The organism is Streptomyces sp. NPDC004126 (assembly GCF_050275515.1).
Lineage (GTDB): Bacteria > Actinomycetota > Actinomycetes > Streptomycetales > Streptomycetaceae > Streptomyces.
In genome coordinates this window covers 1-19,626 of sequence record NZ_JBNNPF010000036.1, presented here as the reverse complement: position 1 = coordinate 19,626, position 19,626 = coordinate 1, and the positions used below count along the sequence as shown (strand labels likewise).

Below are 19,626 nucleotides of genomic sequence, written 5' to 3'. Positions count from 1 at the left end.
GGGCCATTCCCGAGTGTCCGTCAGGCGCGGCGCCGGGTACGGCAGTAGGGTCCCACGGGTGCCGAACCACGCCTCCCGCCGGGCTCTGCTCGCCGCCGCCGCCATGGCCGCCGTCACGGCCGCCGGAGCCGCCGGGGCCGCCTCCACGGCCTCCACCGCCGCCCCCGGGACCCCGGACGACTCCCGCGCCCCCGGCGGGCCGCCGGGGCGCCGCCCGGACCGGGAGCGGCTGCGGGCCGTGGTCTCCGGGCTGGGGCTGCCCGAGCTGGTGGGGCAGCTGTTCGTGTCCCGGGCCTACGGGCATTCGGCGACGGACCCCGACCCGGCGGACGCCGAGCTGAACATGCAGCACTTCGGGGTGCGCACCGCCGCCGAGCTGGTGGCCCGCTACCACCTGGGCGGAGTCGTCTACTTCGCGTGGGCGCACAACACCCGTGACCCGCACCAGATCGCCGCCCTGTCCAACGGGCTCCAGCGGGCCGCCGCGGACTCGGGGGCGGGGATCCCGCTGCTGCTGTCGGTGGACCAGGAGCACGGGGCCGTCGCCCGGATCGGCCGGCCCGCGACCCTGCTGCCGGGGGCGATGGCGCTGGGCGCGGCGGGCTCCGCCGAGGGCGCGCTCCGGGCGGCCCGGGTGGCGGGGACGGAGCTGGCGGCGCTGGGCATCCGGCAGGACTGGGCTCCGGTCGCCGACGTGAACGTCAACCCGGCCAACCCGGTGATCGGCGTACGCTCCTTCGGCTCCGACCCGGCCGCCGTCGCGGCGCTGGCCGCGGCCCAGGTGCGCGGCTACCAGGGGGCGGGGGTGGCGGCCGCGGCGAAGCACTTCCCGGGCCACGGGGACACCGAGACCGACAGCCACGTCGGGCTGCCGGTGATGCGGCACACCCGCGCCCAGTGGGAGGAGCTGGACGCGCCGCCGTTCCGGGCGGCGGTGCGCGCGGGCGTGGACGTGATCATGACGGCGCACATCGTCTTCCCCGCGCTCGACCCCTCGGGGGACCCGGCGACCCTCTCGCGGCCCATCGTGACCGGCCTGCTGCGCGAACGGCTGGGCTTCCGCGGGGTGGTGGTCACCGACGCCCTCGACATGGCGGGGGTCCGGCAGAAGTACGGGAACGACCGGGTGCCGGTGCTGGCGCTGAAGGCGGGCTGCGACCTGCTGCTGAACGCGCCGGACCTGGGGCTCGCGCAGCGCGCCGTGCTGGCGGCGGTTCAGTCGGGCGAGGTGTCGCGCGGCCGGATCGAGGAGTCGGTGCTGCGGGTCCTGGAGCTGAAGGCCCGCCGGGGCCTGTTCGAGGACCCGTACACCTCCGACGCGGCGGTGGACGCGGCGGTGGGGACGGGCGCGCACCTGGCGGCCGCCGACGCGGTCGCGGCGGGTACGACGACGCTGCTGGCCAATCCGCGCGGGCTGCTGCCGCTGGACGCGTCGGCCGGGCCGGAGCTGCTGGTCACCGGCACCGACCCGGTCTCCCCCACGGGCACCACGGGCCCCCCGACGGCGGTGCTGGCGCGCGAGCTGACCTCCCTGGGGTGCCGGGCGCAGGCGCTCCCGTCCGAGCGGGCGGTGGCGGCCGCGCCGGGGCACGCGGCGGTGCTGGTGTGCACGTACAACGTCCCGGAGGGCGAGAGTCCGCAGCGCACGCTGGTGGCGGAGCTGGTCGCCACGGGCGTCCCGGTGGTGCTGGTGGCGGTCCGCAATCCGTACGACCCGGCGCGGCTGCCCGCGTGTGCGGCCGAGGTGGCCACGTACACGTGGACGGACGTGGAGATGCGGGCGGCGGCCCGGGTGCTGACGGGCGCGAGCCGGCCGTCGGGCCGGCTCCCGGTGCCCGTCCCGGGCCGCTACCCGCTGGGCCACGGGCTGTCGTACTGAAGTACCGGAAGTACGACAGCCCGTCGGGGGCCCTTACCGGCGCAGCGACTCGCGGCGCAGGTCGGTCTGGTCGAGCACCGGGTCCGGCGCGGCGAGCGGTGCCGCCGCCTGCGGGGCGGCCCCGTCCGCGCGGAACACGTCGGCGGCGGGGGCCACTCCGGCCCACTGGAGGATCCGCGCGGTCGCGAGGGCCTTCTCGCCGTCCTGGAGCTTGGCGACGTTGGCCCCGTGGTTGGCGCCCGGAGCGGTCATCACGTAGCTGTCGCGCGTCCCGTACCCGAGGTGGAAGGGCTCGGCGCCCCACGGGTCGTTCTGCCCGTACACGAACAGCATCTGGTGGGCGTTGTTGCGGACCCAGGTGTCCACGTCCGCCATGGCCGCCGGCTGGAAGGCCATGGGGATGTCGCGCGGCACGAAGTTGCGCGGCGGCTGGTAGCCGTACCGGCTCAGGCCCTTGAGGTGGGGCTGCTTGATGTCGGGCGAGCCGAGCTGCGTGCCGGCCTGGTAGTAGTACGGCGTGTACGTCTCCAGGCCCTGGTCGGCGTAGGCCGAGAAGCCGGAGATCGTGTCGACCGTGTCCCAGATCTGCTGGTCGGTGGCGGTCTTGGCGTCCGGGATCGTGGCGCAGTCGGCGAGCAGGCTGTACTGCCAGAAGGCCCAGGTGTAGTCGAGGACCACGGCCTCGAAGGCCTTGTCGAGGCTGCCGACGGTGTTGAAGGTCCAGCCGTTCTCGGCTGCGGCGGCCTTGTACTTGGCCTCCAGCGGCTCGCGGCGGATCAGGGCCTCGCGCTGGACGTTGTTCAGCTTGTCGCGGCACTCCTTGGTGCCGACCTTGCCGAAGAACCGGTCGTAGGCCGAGTCCTCCTTGTTGACGACGTCGTTGGGCGCCACGTAGGCGACGACGCCGTCCATGTCGCGCGGGTAGAAGCGCTCGAAGTACGTCGCCGTCATGCCGCCCTTGCTGGCGCCCGTGGACAGCCAGTTCTTGGGGTAGAGCTTCTTCAGGGCGGTGAAGAGGCGGTGCTGGTCGCTGGCGGCCTGCCAGATGTCGAGCTTCGACCAGTCCGCCGGGTCCGGGCGGGACGGGTTGAAGAATCGATACTCCATGGACAGCTGGTTGCCGTCGATGATGGTCGTCGGCTCCGCGCGGCGCGGGTTGGTGTTGACGTTGTAGCCCGAGGTGAAGAACACCGTGGGACGGGAGACGTCCTTGTGCAACAGGGTGATGCGCTGCTTGAAGGTGCCCTTCCACGGCTGCCGGTGGTCGACGGGCTGCTCGTAGTTCAGTACGAAGAACCTGTAGCCGGGGTACGGCTTCTCCTCGATCAGGCTCATGCCCGGGATCGCGAGGATCTGGTCCTTGATGTCCGCTGCGGATCCCTGTCCCGCGGCGGCCTGCGCGGCGGCGGCCGGCTCTGCGGCGGTGGCCGTCTGAGCCGTGAGACCGGCCGTGCCCATGGTGCCGATCAGCACCGCGACGGGCAGTACCCGGCCAAGCGTCTTGCGCATTCACCCTCCCCTTGAGTTCACTGTGGTCGCCCGTGAACCTAGCGGGATCAACGCGTCCGTGAACAGCCCCAGTTGGGACGCGGGCTCAGCACAGGATCCAGCCAGATTCGACGGATCCGGCCGCCATCTCGCCCCTTACATACACACACCGGCTGATCGCGCCCACGGTGACGGGGCCCGCGTAGCGGGTGAATTGCCCCGCATCGCCCACCGGCACCCCGCCGCGCGGCTGAACGCTGACGGCCATGTGGCGGCGCTCCCCCGGCCGCAGGGCCACGGTCATCGCGCAGACCTGGGTCCGGCCCTTGAACACCCGCACCTCGGCGCCGGGCAGCGGCATCGCCTTGACCAGCTCGCCGGCGCAGCCGCCGGACGCCGCCGACGCGGCGGGCGCCGCGAAGACGCCTCCCACCGCGAGCCACAGCGCGCCCCCGAACACCCCCAGGGACACGACCCGTCCCCGACGCCCGCGGTCCTGCCTCATCCTGTCCCCCCGATCGGTCGTACGTAACACGTACGCACGTACGACGCTCAGTCGGCCCGGAAGGTTGCACTACTCTGGGCGATCGACCGGATGCACACCGTAGCCCTGAAAGGCAGCCGACATGACGACCGATCTGCTCGACCGCAAGCTGGAGCGCGCCTTCGCCCACCTGGACGCCGACGACAACGGCGTGATCGACGAGAAGGACATGATCGCGCTCGGGTCGCGGCTGCTGACGGCGCTGTCGGAGCCCGCCGACTCCCCCAAGGCGGCCGAGGTGTTCCGCGGGCTCACCGACTTCTGGGTGGACCTCTTCAACGAGCTCGGCGTCGGCCAGGACCAGAAGCTGACCCCGGTGCAGTACCGGGACGGCATGACCCGCCTGTACAAGGACGGCGGCCCGGCCTACGACAAGTCCTTCCGGCCGATGATGAAGGCGATCCTCACGGTCGTCGACACCAACGGCGACGGGCACATCAGCCCCGAGGAGTTCCACAAGGCGCAGCTGGCCTTCGACACCCGGCTGGAGCCCGCCGACGCGGACACCCTCTTCGCGAAGATCGACAAGAACCACGACGGCTACCTGTCGGTCGACGAACTCCTCGACGCCGTGCGCGAGTACTACACCGGTGACGACGAGGACGCCCCCGGGAACCTGCTCTTCGGCGAGCTCTGATCCCGGGGGCGCCCCTGTCCGGCCGCGGCGGCCCGCCGGCTACGCGGCGGCGGCCGCCTCGCCCTCGCCGGCGAAGGTCCGCCACAGCACCGCGTACCGCCCGCCGCGGGCCAGCAGTTCCGCGTGGCTGCCGTCCTCGACGACCCGGCCCCGGTCCATGACCACCACCCGGTCGGCCCGGGCCGCGGTCGTCAGCCGGTGCGCCACCACGAGGGTGGTCCGCTTGCCCGCGAGGCGCTCGGTGGCCTGGTTGACCTGCGCCTCGGTGGCCAGGTCCAGGGCCGCCGTGGCCTCGTCGAGCAGCAGCACGTCCGGGTCGACCAGCTCGGCGCGGGCCAGCGCGATCAGCTGGCGCTGGCCGGCCGAGAGGTTGCGGCCGCGCTCGGCGACGGCGTGCAGGTAGCCGCCGTCGAGGGTGGCGATCATGTCGTGGGCGCCGACCGCGCGGGCGGCGGCCTCCACCTCGGCGTCGCTCGCCCCGGGCCGGCCGTAGGCGATGGCGTCGCGGACCGTCCCCGGGAAGAGGTACGGCTCCTGGGGGACGACCCCCAGCCGGTGGCGGTACGCCGTCAGGTCCAGCTCCCGCAGGTCGGTGCCGTCGGCGGTGACCCGGCCGGCGGTCGGGTCGTAGAACCGGGCCACCATCTTGACCAGCGTGGACTTGCCCGCCCCGGTCTCGCCGACGAAGGCGACGGTCTGCCCGGCGGGTATCCGCAGGCTGATCCCGGCCAGCGCGTCGCCCTTGGTCCCGCGCTCCTCCGCGGTGCCGTACCGGAACCGCACGCCCTCGAAGGCGATCTCGCCGCGCAGCGCCGTGACCTCGCGGGGCTCGGCCGGGCGCGGGGTGGTGGTGGGCTCGCGCAGCAGGTCCTGGATCCGGCCGAGGGAGACGGTCGCCTGCTGGTACCCGTCGAAGACCTGGGACAGCTGCTGCACCGGCGCGAAGAACAGGTCGATGTACAGCAGGTACGCCACCAGCGCGCCCGTGGTGAGGGTGGCCGCCTCGACCCGGCCCGCGCCGACGATCAGCACGGCCGCCGCCGCGCCCGAGGACAGCAGCTGCACGAAGGGGAAGTAGACCGATATCAGCCACTGGCCGCGCACCCGCGCCTCGCGGTACGCGTCGCTGCGCTCGGCGAACCGGGCCCGGCCCGCCTCCTGCCGGCGGAAGGCCTGCACCAGCCGGATGCCTGCCACGGACTCCTGGAGGTCGGCGTTGACCAGGCCGACCCGGTCGCGCGCCAGCTCGTACGCGGCGACCGACCTGCGGCGGAACACGACAGTGCCGATGACCAGCACGGGCAGGGTGGCGAAGACGATCAGCGCGAGTTCGACGTCGAGGACCAGCAGGGCGACCAGGATGCCGAAGAAGGTCAGGACGGAGACGACGGCGGTGACGAGCCCGGTCTGCAGGAAGCTCGACAGGGAGTCCACGTCGGTGGTCATCCGGGTCATGATCTTGCCGGTGAGCTCGCGCTCGTAGTAGTCCAGGCCGAGCCGCTGGAGCTGCGCGAAGATCTTGACGCGCAGGGAGTAGAGCACGCGCTCGCCGGTGCGCCCGGTCATCCGGGTCTCCGCGAACTGCGCGGCCCACTGCCCGAGGACCACGGCCAGGGCGAACAGGGACGCCGCCCACACCGCGCCCAGCGCGGCCTGCTCCACGCCCTGGTCGATGCCGTGCCGGATCAGGACCGGCAGCAGCAGCCCGGCGCCCGCGTCGACGGCGACCAGGCCGAGGCTGACCGCGAGCGGGGCCCAGAAGCCGGCCAGCAGCCTGCGCAGGCCGTAGCTCTCCTCGGCGGCCGCGGACCGGGCCTCGTCCACGCCCGGCTCGTCGTCGGCGGGCGGCAGCGCGGCCACCTGCGCCAGCAGTTCCGGCGTGGCGCCCGGCGCCGGGTCGGCCTCGGAGCGCTCCTCGCGCCGCCACAGCTCGGGGGTGACCCCGTCGACGACGCGCCGCTTGGCGTTCACCGGCTCGGCGTCGATCTCCGCTTCGAGCTCGATGTCCTTCTCCAGGTCCCGCTCGAACTCCGCCATGGACGGCCCGTCGGGGGTGCGCGGCGAGTGCGCGCCGAGGACCTCGGGGTCGGTGAGCAGCCGCCGGTACAGCGGGGAGCGGCGCTCCAGCTCCTCGTGCGTGCCGATGTCGGCGAGCCGCCCGTGCTCCATGACGGCGATCCGGTCGGCGAGCGCGAGGGTGGAGCGGCGGTGGGCGATCAGCAGGGTGGTGCGGCCGGCCATGACGGCCCGCAGCGCCTCATGGATCTCGTGCTCGACGCGGGCGTCGACGGCCGAGGTGGCGTCGTCCAGGAGGAGCAGGCGGGGGTCGGTGAGGATGGCGCGGGCGAGTGCGACGCGCTGGCGCTGGCCGCCGGAGAGGGTCAGGCCCTGCTCGCCGACCTTGGTGTCGTAGCCGGCGGGGAGGGCCTCGATGAAGCCTTCCGCCTGGGCGGCGCGGGCGGCGGCGCGGACCTCCTCCTCGGAGGCGCCGGGACGCCCGTAGGCGATGTTGGCGCGGATGGTGTCGGAGAAGAGGAAGGAGTCCTCGGGCACCAGGCCGATGGCGCCGCGCAGCGAGTCGTAGGTCAGCTCGCGCACGTCGTGGCCGCCGACGCGGACGGTGCCGCGGTCGGCGTCGTAGAAGCGCGGCAGGAGCAGGGAGACGGTGGACTTGCCGCTGCCGGAGGCACCGACGAGGGCCACGGTCTCGCCCTCGGCGAGGGCGAGGGAGAACCCGTCGAGGACGGGGCGGCCGGGCTCGTACCCGAAGCGGACGTCCTCGAACTCGACGGTGGCGGGCGCGTCGGCGGGGAGTTCCCTCGTCCCCTCCCGGATCTCGGGCTCGGTGTCGACGAGCTCGAAGACCCGCTCCGCGCCGGCCCGGGCCTGCTGGGCGACGGTGAGCACCATGGCGAGCATGCGGACGGGGCCGACGAGCTGGGCCAGGTAGGTGGAGAAGGCGACGAAGGTGCCGAGGGTGACCTGTCCCCGGGTGGCCATCCAGCCGCCGAGGGCCAGGATGGCGACCTGCCCGAGGGCGGGGACGGCCTGGAGGGCGGGGGTGTAGCGGGAGTTCAGGCGGATGGCGCGCATCCGCCCGCCGAAGAGCCGGCGGCCGGCCGCGCGGAGCTTGCCGGTCTCCTGCTCCTCCTGCCCGAAGCCCTTGACGACGCGTACGCCGGTCACCGCGCCGTCGACGACGGATGCGACGGCCGCGGCCTGCTGCTGGGCGTACCAGGTGGCGGGGAAGAGCTTCTTGCGGCTGCGCTTGGCGATGAACCAGAGGGCGGGGGCCATCAGCAGTGCGACGAGGGTCAGCAGCGGGGACAGCCACAGCATGACGCCGAGGGATATTCCGAAGAGGAGGAAGTTCCCGATGGTCATGGGCAGCATGAAGAGCAGCCCCTGGATCAGCTGGAGGTCGCTCGTGGCCCGGCCGACGACCTGCCCGGTGGACAGCTCGTCCTGCCGGCGCCCGTCGAGGCGGGCGATGGTGTCGTACATGTCGGTGCGCAGGTCGTGCTGCACGTCGAGGGCGAGGCGCCCGCCGTAGTACCTGCGTATGTAGGTCAGTACGTAGACCAGCACGGCGGCGCCTATGAGCAGGCCGGCCCAGGGCCCCATCGGCTTGCTCTCGTCGCCGATGACGTCGTCGATGATGACCCGGGTGACGAGGGGGACGAGCGCCATGACGGCCATGCCCGCGAGCGAGGATCCGAGCGCGAGGAGCACGTTGGCCTTGTACCGCCAGGTGTAGGCGGCCAGCCGCCTGCCCCAGCCCTGTTTCTCCCCAGCCTGCGCCGCGGTCACGTGTTCGCCTCCCCGTAGGTCCTGTCCTGCCGCCTGCCCCAACGCCCCCACCGGCGGATTTCATCCCGCTGCAACAATCGCACCGGTGTTCCTGCGGGGCTCGGCGGCTTGGCCCGGACGGGTCAGAGGTGGGTCGGGGCGAACATCTTGAGGGTGGCCGGGAGGACCAGGACCGAGGGGCCCGGGGTCTTCAGGGCCCGGGTGAGGTCCTCGCGGAGGCTGTCCGGGGTGGTGGTGGACGCCGGGACACCGAAGGAGGCCGCCAGGGCGGTGAAGTCCGGGCGGGTCAGTTCGGTGGCCGTCGTGCGGCCGTCGAAGGAGGCCGTCATGTACTCGCGGAGGATGCCGTAGCCGCCGTCGTCGACGATCAGCCAGGTGACGTCCAGGTCGTGTTCCTTCGCGGTGGCCAGCTCCGAGAGGGAGTACATGGCGCCGCCGTCGCCGGAGACCGCGAGGACCGGGGTGCCGGGCTCGGCGACCGCCGCGCCCAGGGCCGCCGGGAAGGCGTAGCCGAGGCCGCCCGCGCCCTGCGCCGAGTGCATGGTGTTCGGGTGCTTCGGGTCGAAGGCGGACCAGGCCCAGTAGGCCAGGATCGTCATGTCCCAGAAGGACGGGGAGCGGGGCGGGAGGGCCTGCCTGATGGAGTCCAGGAGTTCCCGTTCGAGGGTGACGTCCTGCGGGGCGAGGCGGTCCTCGACCGCGGCGAGGAGCGCGCGGACCCGCTCCGGGACCTCGTCGTCCTCACGGGGTTCGACCGTCTCCAGGAGTGCCTGGAGGGCGAGGCGGGCGTCGGCGTGGATGCCGAGGGCCGGGTGGTTGGACTCCAGTTTGCCGAGGTCCGCCTCGATCTGGACGACTCGGCCGGCGGGGAAGAACGTGTGGTAGTTCGAGGACAGCTCGCCCAGGCCGGATCCGACGACGAGGAGGACGTCCGCGTCCTCCAGGAAGTCCGTCGTGTGGCGGTCCTCCAGCCAGGACCGGAGGGAGAGCGGGTGGTTCCAGGGGAAGGCGCCCTTGCCGCCGAAGGTGGTGACCACGGGGGCGTTCAGGCGCTCGGCGAGCTGCCGGAGCTTGCCGGCGGCGTCGGAGCGGACCACGCCGCCGCCCGCGATGATCACGGGGCGGGAGGCCTCCGAGAGCCAGTGCGCGGCCAGCGCGGTGAGCTCCGGGCGCGGGGCCAGCTCGTGCGGGCTCGCGTCCATGCCGGTGACCTGCGGGATCAGCGTCTCGGCGCGCAGCACGTCCTCGGGGATCTCCACCCAGACCGGGCCGTGCGGGGCGGTGAGCGCGGACTCCCAGGCCTCGGCGACCACGGAGGGGATCTGGGAGGGGGTGCGGGCGGTGTGGACGGACTTCACCACGTCGCGGAAGGACGCCGACTGGTCCCGCAGCTCGTGCAGGTGGCCCCGGCGGCCCCCGCCCAGGCCCGCGGTGGGGACCTGGGAGGAGATCGCGAGGACGGGTGCGGAGGCGGCCGCCGCCTCCGCGAGGGCGGGCAGGGACATCAGCGCCCCGGGCCCGGTGGAGAGCAGCAGCGGCACGGCCTCGCCGGTGAGGCGCCCGTACGCGTCGGCGGCGAAGCCCGCGTTGTTCTCCGTGCGCAGGGTGACCAGGCGCAGGTCGGAGCGGCCGACGGCGTCGAAGAGGCCCAGCGCGTGCTGGCCGGGCAGGCCGAAGACGGTGGTGGCGCCGAGCCCGCGCAGCGTCTCCACGACCAGGTCCCCGCCCGTACGGCCCGGCGGCGGGGCCAGGGCGGCCGCCGTCTGGGCCTCGGTGGGACGGAGTACCAGGTCGTGGTCGTGCGTCACGGTGTGTGGCTGCCCTTCGCCGCCGCCCTGTGGATGTGTGCTGATCAGGCCTGCCGGGAGGCGGCGATCTGACGGCTCATGATCGTGGTGAGCTCGTACGCGGTGTGCGAAGCCGCGACCGAGGTGATCTCGGCGTGATCGTACGCCGGGGCGACCTCGACCACGTCGGCGGAAACGAGGTTGCAGGACGACAGGCCGCGCAGGATCTCCAGCAGCTCGCGGGAGGTCATGCCGCCCGCCTCGGGGGTGCCGGTGCCGGGGGCGTGCGCCGGGTCGAGGCAGTCGATGTCGATGGAGATGTACAGCGGGCGGTCGCCGATGCGCTGGCGCAGCTGGTCGGCGACCTCGTCGGCGCCCCGGCGGTAGACGTCGGCGGAGGTGACGATGCCGAAGCCCAGCTTCTCGTCGTCGGTGAGGTCCTGCTTGCCGTACAGCGGGCCGCGGATACCGACGTGGGACAGCGCCTCGGTGTCGAGGATGCCTTCCTCGACGGCGCGGCGGAACGGGGTGCCGTGGGTGTACTCGGCGCCGAAGTAGGTGTCCCAGGTGTCGAGGTGGGCGTCGAAGTGGAGCAGGGCGACCGGGCCGTGCTTCTTGGCGACGGAGCGCAGCAGGGGCAGGGCGATGGTGTGGTCGCCGCCGAGGGTCATCATGCGGGCACCGGTGCCGAGGAGGTCGTCCGCGGCGGCCTCGATGGTCTCGACGGCCTCGTTGATGTTGAACGGGTTGGCGGCGATGTCACCGGCGTCCGCGACCTGCGCGAGGGCGAAGGGCGAGGCGTCCTGGGCCGGGTTGTACGGGCGCAGCAGGCGGGAGGCCTCGCGGATGGCGTTGCCGCCGAAGCGGGCGCCGGGGCGGTAGGAGACACCGGCGTCGAAGGGCACGCCGACCACGGCGACGTCGGCCTTGCCGACCTCGTCGAGGCGGGGCAGCCGGGCGAAGGTGGCCGGGCCCGCGTAGCGCGGGATGCGGGAGGAGTCGACGGGGCCGCGCGGCTGCGTGCTCATGGGGGGTGCCCTTCTGGTGGTCCTGCTGGTGCGGTCCTTCGAGCGTAAGCGTGCCGCGCGGGGGTGGGGAGGGTACGTTTCATCCATCTGGCAGCACTGGAATGTACGGAGTATCCATGTCCGAGGCCCCGGTCACCCCGAACCCCGCCGGTGAGCCGATGACACCGCCCGTGGAGCTGGCGGGGCTGCTCGGCGAGCGGGGGCTCGGGCTGCGGCACCTCGCGGGGCCGGCGGTGGCGGAAGTGCACGGGGTGCACGCCTCCGAGATGGCGGACCCCTCCCCCTACCTGCTGGGCGGCGAGCTCCTGCTGACGGCCGGGGCCGAGCTGACGGAGGCCGGCGCCGCCGCCTACGTCGGCCGGCTGGCCCGCGCCGGGGCCGCCGCGCTCGGCTTCGGCGTGACCCCGGTGCACGAGGTGGTGCCGCCGGGCCTGGCCGAGGCGTGCGAGCGGTACGGGCTCCCGCTGGTCGAGGTCCCGCCCGGGACCCCGTTCACGGCGGTCGCCCGCAGCGTCGGGCGGCTGATGGCGGAGGCGCGCACGCGGGAGCTGCGCCGGGTCGCGGAGGCCCAGCAGGCCCTGGCGGCGGCCGCGGCCCGCCCCGACCCGGTCCCGGCGCTGCTGTCCCGCCTGGCGGCGGCCCTGGGCGGCTGGTCCGCCCTCCTGGCCCCGGGCACCGACCCGGCGGGTGCCGGCGGGCCGGCCGGGGGCCCCGGGACCGACCCGAACGCCGGAACCGCCGGGGGCGTCGTCGCCGCCGGGGCCGTGCCCGGCGCGGAGGTGCTCGGCGCCGTGGCCGCGCTCGTGCGGCGGGTGGCCCCCGGGGCCGCGGCCACCGCCACCGACTCGCTCGGCGCGATGAGCCTGGCCGCGTACGCCGTGGGCGGGGGGCGGGTGCTGGCCCTGGCCACCCCGGGGCGGACCCCCGGCGACCACACCATCGCCTCCATCGCCGCCGTGCTGCTGAGCCTGGTCACCGCCGAGCGCCCCGCCGGGACGGAGGCCGCCGCCCTGACCCGGCTGCTGCTGGACGGGGACCCGGCCGGGGTGCTCGCGCCCGGGCCCTGGTACGCCGTCCACGCCCGGGGCGCCGGGGATCCGCAGGCCCTGGCAGCCGCGCTGGGCACCGTACTGCTGGACCCGGCCGGGCCCGGCGGCGTACGGCTGCTGACCGAGCGGGAGCCGGCCGCGCAGCCCGGCTGGCGGCTGGGCGTCTCCGCCCCGGCCGGCCCGGATTCCCTGGCCACGGCCGACGCCCAGGCCGGCCGGGCCCTGGAACGGGCCGAGGCGGCCCGTACCCCGTTGGCCCGGCACACCGGGGGCGGGCTCGCGGGCCTGGTCGGCGAGGCCGAGGCCCGGGCCCATGCCGAGGCGCTGCTCGGCCCGCTGCCGCCGGGGCTGCGCACGACCCTGCGGGCGTGGCTGGCGCACCACGGGAGCTGGGACCGCACGGCCGCGGCGCTGGACGTCCACCGCAACACGGTCCGCCAGCGCATCGGCCGCTGCGCGGTCCTCCTCGGCCGCGACCTGGACGACCCGGACGTCCGGGCGGAACTGTGGTTCGCGCTGTCCCGCTGACGCTTCCCGGAGCGGGTGGACCCAACGGGTGGGCTCAGCGGCTGGACTCAGCGGGTGAACTCGCCGAGCAGCCGCTTGCTCTCCCGTTCCACCGCGACCCGTCCGTACTTGTTGACCAGCGCGAGGTAGAACAGCCCCGGCGCGGTGGGTGACCACAGGCCGGAGCGTTCGGGGTCGAAGATGAAGCGGATCACCGGCTCGATCTCGAAGTCGACCAGCTCGTGCCGGTCGTGCTCCCACTTGTCGGAGACCCCGCGCGAGCGGCGCTCGACGAACTCCTGCGAGGTCACCCGGCGCAGCCGGGCCAGGAACAGCGCGCCCCACTGGTGGGTGCTCTTGTCGATGGTCAGGGCCAGCATGCTCAGCCGGTACTCGTCCGTGCTGAGTGCCAGTTCCTCGCTGAGGCCCCGGCGGGCCACGTTGAAGATGTTGGGCGCCTGGCGGGCCGCGTTGTCGACCACCCGGGACAGGGCCTCGTTGGCGGAGGAGTTCCAGGTGCCGGGGTGCGAGCCGACCATCTGGCTGCGCCGCGAGACGATCAGCTTCTCGTCGCGGGTGATCACGGCCACGTTGGTGCCGAACGAGGAGCTCATGAACGGCTCGACGTCGAGCGGGTCGTCGTGCGGGTCGATGTAGCGGCTCTTGGGGGTGCTGCCGTCCCGGAACTCCCGGTCAAGCTGCTGGGTGGCCAGGAAGGTGTAGTAGTCGGAGTTCTGGAACTGGATGTAGATCTCCGGGGACTCCGTCTCGGCGACCCGTCCGATGGTGATCCGCTCGACCGCGTAGTTGAGCCCGTTCCAGAAGTACGACCGGCCCGCCGCCTTGAGCCGGTCCTGCTCCGCGGCGATCTCCGCCCGCCATTCGGCGAGTTCCTCCGGCAGCTCCACGTCCTCGTCCACGGCCCGTACGTGCAGGGAGCTCTCGGGGATGACGCTCTCCCCGTCGCCCTCCACGATCAGCAGGTCGGTCCGCATGGGGCCCCAGGTGAACGGCTCCCAGGAGGCGCTGGCCCCGGACGTCGCGGGTGCCGCGGAGGTGGCGGGGGCGGCCGCGGCGGCTCCCGCCACCGGGGCGGCGGGGGCGGCCGGCGTGCCCGCCCGGTTGCGGACGAGGGCCACTTGTCCGCCGAGTGCGTGGTTGTGCCGGTCGGGCTGCGGGAAGCCCTTGGCGACCAGGCCGCTGCTGACCCGGTGGAAGATCGTGTCCATGTCGAGCAGCTCGGCGGCACCGTCGATGCCGGTGTCCAGGGTGCGCACGAGCTCCCCGGTGAACGCGGTGTACTCGGCGTCCGCCGGTGCCTTGGCGAGCGGCCGGCTGGGGCTGGTGGCGGCCCAGACGACCGTGCCCTGAACGTCCGTGTTGAGCGAGCCCATCACGTCGGCCGTGGCCTCGCTGGCGGCCCGTCCGCTGTAGCAGCAGTCGAGGATGATGATCCGCCGGGCGGCCTGGGCCTGCCCGAGCAGGACGGCCCGGCGCACCCACTCGTAGTGGACGGCGTTGTACCGCTCGGAGCCGGGCTTGTGCCGGGTTCCCGTCAGCCCCAGGTAGAGGCCGTCCTCGTCGGCGAAGCCGTGGCCGGCGTAGTAGAAGATCAGGGTGTCGGTGGCCCGGTCGGCGGCCGACTCCAGCGCGGCCATCACCTCGTCGGCGTTGCCCGGGTCGCGGACGACCTGGCAGTGCGCGTCCGGCAGGCCGAGGTGGCCGGGGCTGACCAGGATCCGGTGCAGGGCCCGCAGGTTCGTCTGCACCGACTCCAGGGCGGGGTGGTGGTCGTAGCGGGACACGCCGACGAGCACGGCTCGCGAGCGGGCCACGTCGGGCAGCCTGGAGCTCATCGGCCGCCCTCCCCGGTGTCCTGCGGGGTCCCGCCCGGGGATTCCCCTGGCCCGTCTCCCGGGTTCCCCCCGGGCCCGCCCAGCAGGGCGGCGACCTGGTCGGCGTCGGCGCGGGCCGGCAGTTCCCGCTCCTGGCCGCCGGTGCGCAGCGTGCGGGTCCGGGCGCGGGGGCGGGTGCTCAGCCAGGTGGCGAGCGAGACCGCGAAGCCGCCGACACCGACCGCGTCCGAGAGGATCACGTGGACGGCCTCCAGGACGCCGCCCATGGTCTCGGGCTTCTCGGCCTCCACCAGCCGGATCCGGGCCTCCCGTAATTCCGGGTCCGCCCGGAGCCAGGCCCGCAACGCCCGCAGTTCGGCGTCGTCCCCCGGCCCGGCGCTCACGATCTCGACTTCCATCCGATACCCCCGTGCCCACGAGACCGAACTTCGCGGTGACAGGATTCAAGCCGCCCCCAGCCCCGTCAAGGGCTTTCCGGGCCGAGCGGCCGGCCCGCTATGGACAGCCTCGGTGACCGCCGGGTAACTTAGCTATGAGCAAGCGCTTAGACATGGGCGGCGGACCGCCGCGACGAAGGGAGCCGGCCGTGCGCCGTACGGTGTTCAACGAGGACCACGAGGCGTTCCGCGAGACCCTCCGCGCCTTCATCGAGGCCGAGGTCGTCCCCGTCTACGACGAGTGGTTCCAGGCCGGCCAGGCGCCGCGCGACTTCTACTACAAGCTCGGCGAGCTGGGCATCTTCGGCATCAACGTGCCCGAGGAGTTCGGCGGCGCGGGCCTGGACACCCACAAGTTCGAGGCCGTCCTCTACGAAGAGACCTCCCGCGCGGGCGTCAACTTCGGCGGCTCCGGCGTGCACGTGCTGCTCGCCCTGCCCTACATCAAGATGCTCGCCACCGACGAGCAGAAGAAGCGTTTCCTCCCGAACTTCGTCTCCGGTGAGGAGATGTGGGCCCTCGCGATGACCGAGCCGGGCACCGGCTCCGACGTCGCGGGCATGAAGACCACCGCCAAGCTCTCCGAGGACGGCACCCACTACGTCCTCAACGGCTCCAAGACCTTCATCACCGGCGGCGTGCACGCCGACCGCGTGATCGTCTGCGCCCGCACCTCCGCCCCGTCGGCCGAGGACCGCCGCTTCGGCATCTCCCTCTTCGCCGTGGACACCAAGTCCGAGGGCTACTCGATCGGCCGCAAGCTCGACAAGCTGGGCCTGAAGACCTCCGACACCGCCGAGCTGGCGTTCGTCGACGTCAAGGTCCCGGTCGAGGACCTGCTCGGCGAGGAGGGCAAGGGCTTCTACTACCTCGGCCACAACCTGGCCTCCGAGCGCTGGGGCATCGCCTTCGGCGCCTACGCCCAGGCCGCCGCGGCCGTCCGGTTCGCCCAGCAGTACGTCACCGACCGCACCGTCTTCGGCAAGCCGGTCGCGCACTTCCAGAACACCAAGTTCGAGCTGGCCGCCTGCCAGGCCGAGGTGGACGCGGCCCAGGCCGTCGCCGACCGCGCGCTGGAGGCCCTGGACGCCGGCGAGCTGACCCCGGCCGAGGCCGCCTCCGCGAAGCTCTTCTGCACCGAGGTCGCGCACCGCGTCATCGACCGCTGCCTCCAGCTGCACGGCGGCTACGGCTACATGAACGAGTACCCGATCGCCCGCCTGTACGCCGACAACCGCGTCAACCGCATCTACGGCGGCACCAGCGAGATCATGAAGTCGATCATCGCCAAGGCGATGGGGCTGTAACCCACTTGGCCGCGTTCGAAGAAGACCCGGCGCTGACGGACCTCCTCGATCTGCTCGACCTGGAGCAGATCGAGGAGAACATCTTCCGCGGCACGAGCCGCACCTCCCTGGTGCCGCGCGTGTTCGGCGGCCAGGTCGCGGCCCAGGCACTGGTCGCGGCCGGCCGCACGGTGCCCGCGGACCGGCTGCCGCACTCGCTCCACTCGTACTTCCTGCGCACCGGCGACTCCGGCGCGCCGATCGTGTACTCCGTGGACCGGATCCGCGACGGGCGGTCCTTCACCACCCGCCGCGTGGTCGCCGTCCAGCACGGACAGCCGATCTTCCACCTCTCCGCGTCCTTCCAGACGTACGAGGAGGGCTTGGAGCACCAGGCCGAGATGCCGGCCGCGCCGGACCCCGAGTCCCTGCCGACGGCCGCCGAGGCGCTGCCCGCCTACCGGGAGACCTTCCGGGACCCCGGCACGGTCGAGCGGCTGCTGGAGGCGCGCGGCGCCGTGGACCTGCGGTACGCGACCACCCCGCCGTGGGGCTCGGTCGGCGAGCCGCTGGAGCCCCGCTCCCAGGTCTGGTTCCGCACCCAGGGCAAGCTCGCGGCCGACCCGCTGCTGCACATCTGCCTGGCCACCTACGTGTCCGACATGACCCTGCTGGACTCGGTGCTGCTCGCGCACGGCCGGGGCGGCTGGGCCGTCGGCGACGTGGTCGGCGCCTCCCTGGACCACGCGATGTGGTTCCACCGGCCCTTCCGCGCAGACGAGTGGCTCCTGTACGACCAGGAGTCCCCCTCGGCGTCCGCCGGCCGGGGCCTGGGACAGGCCCGCATCTGGACCCAGGACGGCCGCCTGGCGGTCACCGTCATCCAGGAAGGTGTCGTGCGCGTCCCGCGCGGCTGAGCGGACATAACGTCGCCCCATGCCGGTCGAAGCCGAAACCCCGGGTACGGGGGCGGGATCCGAGAGCGTCGCCACCGTCGTCGTCGCCGTGGTCACCAACCTGGCCATCGCCGCCGCGAAGGCCGTCGCCGGGATCGTCAGCGGGTCCAGCGCGATGCTGTCCGAAGCCGCGCACTCGGTGGCCGACACGGTCACCGAGGTGCTGCTGCTGGCCTCCCTCAAACGCAGCGCCCGCCCCGCCGACGAGGCGCACCCGCTGGGGTACGGGCCCGAGCGCTACATCTGGGCGCTGCTCGCCTCGATCGCCACGTTCGCGGGCGGTGCGGTCTTCGCCGTCTACGACGGGATCCACACCCTGGTGCACGGCGAGGATCCCGGCGACCCCGTGTTCTCGTACGCGGTCCTCGCGGTCGCGTTCGTCCTGGAGGGGTACTCGCTGCTGGTGGCCTGGCGGCAGGTGACGGGCGAGGCGGCGCGGATGCGGGCGCCGCTGGGGCTGTACGTGAAGCACACCCCGGACACGGCGGTGAAGGCGGTCCTGCTGGAGAACGCCGCCGCGCTGGTCGGCCTCGCGCTGGCGGCGGGCGGGCTGCTGGGGGCGCAGCTGACGGGGTCCGGCGTCTACGACGGGGTGGCCTCACTGCTGATCGGGGTGCTGCTGGTGGCGGTGGCGTGGGAGCTGGGGCGCTCGAACGCGCAGTACCTGATCGGGCGGCCGCTGCCCGCGGCGATGCGGGCGGAGGTGCGCGAGGAGCTGCTGTCGGTCCCGCACATCGAGGCGGTGCTGGAGCTGACCACCCTGGTGCAGGGGCCGGACGAGGTGCTGATCGCGGCGAAGGTGGACTTCCACGACCTGGCGTCGGCCCGGCAGGTGGAGGCGGCCTGCGAGGACGCGGAGGACCAGCTGCAGGAGCGGTGGCCGGCCGTCCGCCGGGTCTACCTGGACCCGACGCCGACCCCGCCGCCCGCGTCCGCGCCCGCGTCCCCCGCGGAACCTTCGGTACCGCCCGGTCCTGTGCAAGGCTGAACGGGTGAACCTGGAGGACCTCGCCCGGCTGCGCCGGGCCCGCGACCTGATGGACCGCAACTACGCGGAGCCGCTCGACGTCACCGCGCTGGCCCAGGTCGCGCTGATGTCGGCGGGGCACTTCTCGCGCAGCTTCCGCGCCGCCTACGGGGAGACCCCGTACAGCTACCTGATGACCCGCCGGATCGAGCGGGCCAAGGCGCTGCTGCGGCGCGGCGACCAGTCGGTGACGGAGGTGTGCTTCGCGGTGGGCTGTACCTCGCTGGGGTCGTTCAGCTCGCGGTTCACGGAGCTGGTGGGCGAGAGCCCGAGCGCGTACCGGGCCCGCGACCACGAGGCGGACGCGGCCCTGCCGGCCTGCGTCTCGAAGATCCACACCCGGCCGGTCAGGAACGGCCCCAACGCCGGCTGACGGTCAGTCCCACCAGAACGACCAGTGGGCCGCGCCCACCAGCGCCTCCGCGGCGTAGTCGCGGACCGTGCCGGAGCCCTGCCGGACGTTGTCGGGACAGAACGCGAAGTGCTCGGCGGCGACCGGGAGGGCCTCGGCGAGCGTGCGGGGCGGAGCCGCCACCGACAGGTCGAGGGTGGCGAAGCCGAGCGCGAGGACGCGGGCGCCGAAGCGGTCCTCCCAGGAGCGCAGGACCGCGCTGATGCGGGCGGTGTCGTTCTCGTGGTTGAGCGGGCCGCTCCAGCCGATCGCGGCCGGCACGTCGGCCCCGCGCCGGGCGGGGGCCAGGGCCAGCCGGGGGCTGCCGCCCAGCCACCCCCGCGCGAGCAGCTCCCCCGCGACGGCGGCCGCGGCCGCCCCGGGCTCCGCCGTCGGGGTCCCGTCCCAGGCGGTGCCGGGCCAGATCCGGTCGAAGGGGGCGATCAGCTCCGCGCCCTCGGCGCCCTCCTCGCGGTCGGGGACGACCGCGTCCCAGAACTCGCGCAGCACGGTCTCGCCGTCGTGGTCGTCGGGGTCGGAGCAGCGGTCGGGGTCCACGTAGTCCTCGTCCCGCCACCACTCCTGCGGCCCGTGCCGGTCGTGCAGCAGTACGGGCAGCAGCCCGGCGGGGGCCGGGTACGCGGCGGCCGGGGCGTCCACCGGCCCGTCGGAGAGCCACAGCAGCGGCTCCCTGCGCGTCCGCCGCAGCCGTCCGCGCACCGCGCGGGTGATCAGCCGGCCCGGCGGCAGCCCGGGAAAACCGCCGGGGGCGTCGAGCACGGAGAGCGGGTTCGGGGCGTCGGTCATGCCGGCGAACGTACCGGCCCCCGCTGACAACCGGCGGGGGGTGCGGACGCTGATCTCGTGCAGGGCCTGCGCCTCCTGGCGCACGTACTCCTGGGCGGCACCGCGGCCCTCCCAGACGCCCGCGATCGCCAGGCCCA

The 19,626-nt window shown here is 73.8% G+C and carries 15 protein-coding genes; 7 read left to right on the top strand and 8 right to left on the bottom strand.

Annotation, left to right across the window (positions count from 1 at the left end):
• Positions 1–58: 58 nt before the first annotated feature.
• On the top strand, positions 59–1,879 hold the full coding sequence (locus ACQKM2_RS28450; RefSeq protein ID WP_427714700.1) for a glycoside hydrolase family 3 protein: 1,821 nt from the start codon (positions 59–61) through the stop codon (positions 1,877–1,879).
• A gap of 33 nt (positions 1,880–1,912) precedes the next feature.
• Here ACQKM2_RS28450 and ACQKM2_RS28445 read toward each other — a convergent pair whose 3' ends face one another.
• Together ACQKM2_RS28445 and ACQKM2_RS28440 are read right to left on the bottom strand one after the other, a co-directional pair.
• Entirely contained in the window at positions 1,913–3,388 is a 1,476-nt protein-coding gene (locus tag ACQKM2_RS28445; protein WP_427714698.1) for an aminopeptidase, read from the bottom strand.
• Positions 3,389–3,473: 85 nt separating this feature from the next.
• Complete coding sequence (locus ACQKM2_RS28440) at positions 3,474–3,839, bottom strand: hypothetical protein (protein WP_427714697.1); 366 nt, start codon at positions 3,837–3,839, stop codon at positions 3,474–3,476.
• Between the two features lie 154 nt (positions 3,840–3,993).
• Between ACQKM2_RS28440 and ACQKM2_RS28435 the strand changes: the two genes are divergently transcribed.
• A complete protein-coding gene (locus ACQKM2_RS28435; protein ID WP_427714695.1) occupies positions 3,994–4,548 on the top strand; it encodes an EF-hand domain-containing protein in 555 nt (184 codons plus the stop codon).
• Between the two features lie 39 nt (positions 4,549–4,587).
• Here ACQKM2_RS28435 and ACQKM2_RS28430 read toward each other — a convergent pair whose 3' ends face one another.
• From ACQKM2_RS28430 to speB, 3 genes are all read right to left on the bottom strand, one after another.
• Positions 4,588–8,358 carry an ABC transporter ATP-binding protein gene (locus ACQKM2_RS28430; RefSeq protein ID WP_427714694.1) on the bottom strand — a complete coding sequence of 1,257 codons (3,771 nt, stop codon included), beginning with the start codon at positions 8,356–8,358 and terminating at the stop codon, positions 4,588–4,590.
• A gap of 122 nt (positions 8,359–8,480) precedes the next feature.
• The gene (locus tag ACQKM2_RS28425) at positions 8,481–10,166 is read right to left on the bottom strand and encodes a thiamine pyrophosphate-binding protein (RefSeq protein ID WP_427714692.1); all 1,686 of its coding nucleotides are present in this window, start codon (positions 10,164–10,166) and stop codon (positions 8,481–8,483) included.
• 44 nt (positions 10,167–10,210) lie between these two features.
• On the bottom strand, positions 10,211–11,173 hold the full coding sequence (gene speB, locus ACQKM2_RS28420; protein ID WP_427714690.1) for an agmatinase: 963 nt from the start codon (positions 11,171–11,173) through the stop codon (positions 10,211–10,213).
• Between the two features lie 116 nt (positions 11,174–11,289).
• Here speB and ACQKM2_RS28415 point away from each other — a divergent pair, with 116 nt between their 5' ends.
• Positions 11,290–12,750, top strand: a complete 1,461-nt coding sequence (locus ACQKM2_RS28415) for a helix-turn-helix domain-containing protein (protein WP_427714689.1) — start codon at positions 11,290–11,292, stop codon at positions 12,748–12,750.
• Positions 12,751–12,797: 47 nt separating this feature from the next.
• On the opposite strand, the gene ACQKM2_RS28410 is transcribed toward ACQKM2_RS28415, so the two are convergent.
• Together ACQKM2_RS28410 and ACQKM2_RS28405 are read right to left on the bottom strand one after the other, a co-directional pair.
• Positions 12,798–14,585 carry a caspase family protein gene (locus tag ACQKM2_RS28410; RefSeq protein ID WP_427714687.1) on the bottom strand — a complete coding sequence of 596 codons (1,788 nt, stop codon included), beginning with the start codon at positions 14,583–14,585 and terminating at the stop codon, positions 12,798–12,800.
• On the bottom strand, positions 14,582–14,983 hold the full coding sequence (locus ACQKM2_RS28405; RefSeq protein ID WP_427714685.1) for an effector-associated constant component EACC1: 402 nt from the start codon (positions 14,981–14,983) through the stop codon (positions 14,582–14,584). Before ACQKM2_RS28405 ends, ACQKM2_RS28410 begins: the two co-directional genes overlap by 4 nt.
• A gap of 188 nt (positions 14,984–15,171) precedes the next feature.
• Here ACQKM2_RS28405 and ACQKM2_RS28400 point away from each other — a divergent pair, with 188 nt between their 5' ends.
• The 4 genes from ACQKM2_RS28400 to ACQKM2_RS28385 are packed head-to-tail and all read left to right on the top strand — an operon-like array spanning position 15,172 to position 18,664.
• Positions 15,172–16,329: an acyl-CoA dehydrogenase family protein gene (locus tag ACQKM2_RS28400; protein ID WP_427714684.1), complete on the top strand. Its 1,158-nt coding sequence runs from the start codon at positions 15,172–15,174 to the stop codon at positions 16,327–16,329.
• Between the two features lie 5 nt (positions 16,330–16,334).
• Positions 16,335–17,225: an acyl-CoA thioesterase II gene (gene tesB, locus ACQKM2_RS28395; RefSeq protein WP_427714682.1), complete on the top strand. Its 891-nt coding sequence runs from the start codon at positions 16,335–16,337 to the stop codon at positions 17,223–17,225.
• A gap of 19 nt (positions 17,226–17,244) precedes the next feature.
• Entirely contained in the window at positions 17,245–18,252 is a 1,008-nt protein-coding gene (locus ACQKM2_RS28390) for a cation diffusion facilitator family transporter (protein WP_427714680.1), read from the top strand.
• Positions 18,253–18,256: 4 nt separating this feature from the next.
• The gene (locus tag ACQKM2_RS28385; protein WP_385761584.1) at positions 18,257–18,664 is read left to right on the top strand and encodes a helix-turn-helix domain-containing protein; all 408 of its coding nucleotides are present in this window, start codon (positions 18,257–18,259) and stop codon (positions 18,662–18,664) included.
• A 3-nt stretch (positions 18,665–18,667) separates the two neighbouring features.
• On the opposite strand, the gene ACQKM2_RS28380 is transcribed toward ACQKM2_RS28385, so the two are convergent.
• A partial coding sequence (locus ACQKM2_RS28380) for a DUF4253 domain-containing protein (protein WP_427714678.1) occupies positions 18,668–19,626 on the bottom strand: 959 nt, incomplete at its 5' end.

Coding starts and splice junctions, on each gene's coding strand:
- ACQKM2_RS28445 (WP_427714698.1), bottom strand. CDS start 3,388: ATGCGCAAGACGCTTGGCCGGGTACTGCCCGTCGCGGTGCTGATCGGC.
- ACQKM2_RS28435 (WP_427714695.1), top strand. CDS start 3,994: ATGACGACCGATCTGCTCGACCGCAAGCTGGAGCGCGCCTTCGCCCAC.
- speB (WP_427714690.1), bottom strand. CDS start 11,173: ATGAGCACGCAGCCGCGCGGCCCCGTCGACTCCTCCCGCATCCCGCGC.
- ACQKM2_RS28415 (WP_427714689.1), top strand. CDS start 11,290: ATGTCCGAGGCCCCGGTCACCCCGAACCCCGCCGGTGAGCCGATGACA.
- ACQKM2_RS28410 (WP_427714687.1), bottom strand. CDS start 14,585: ATGAGCTCCAGGCTGCCCGACGTGGCCCGCTCGCGAGCCGTGCTCGTC.
- ACQKM2_RS28405 (WP_427714685.1), bottom strand. CDS start 14,983: ATGGAAGTCGAGATCGTGAGCGCCGGGCCGGGGGACGACGCCGAACTG.
- ACQKM2_RS28390 (WP_427714680.1), top strand. CDS start 17,245: ATGCCGGTCGAAGCCGAAACCCCGGGTACGGGGGCGGGATCCGAGAGC.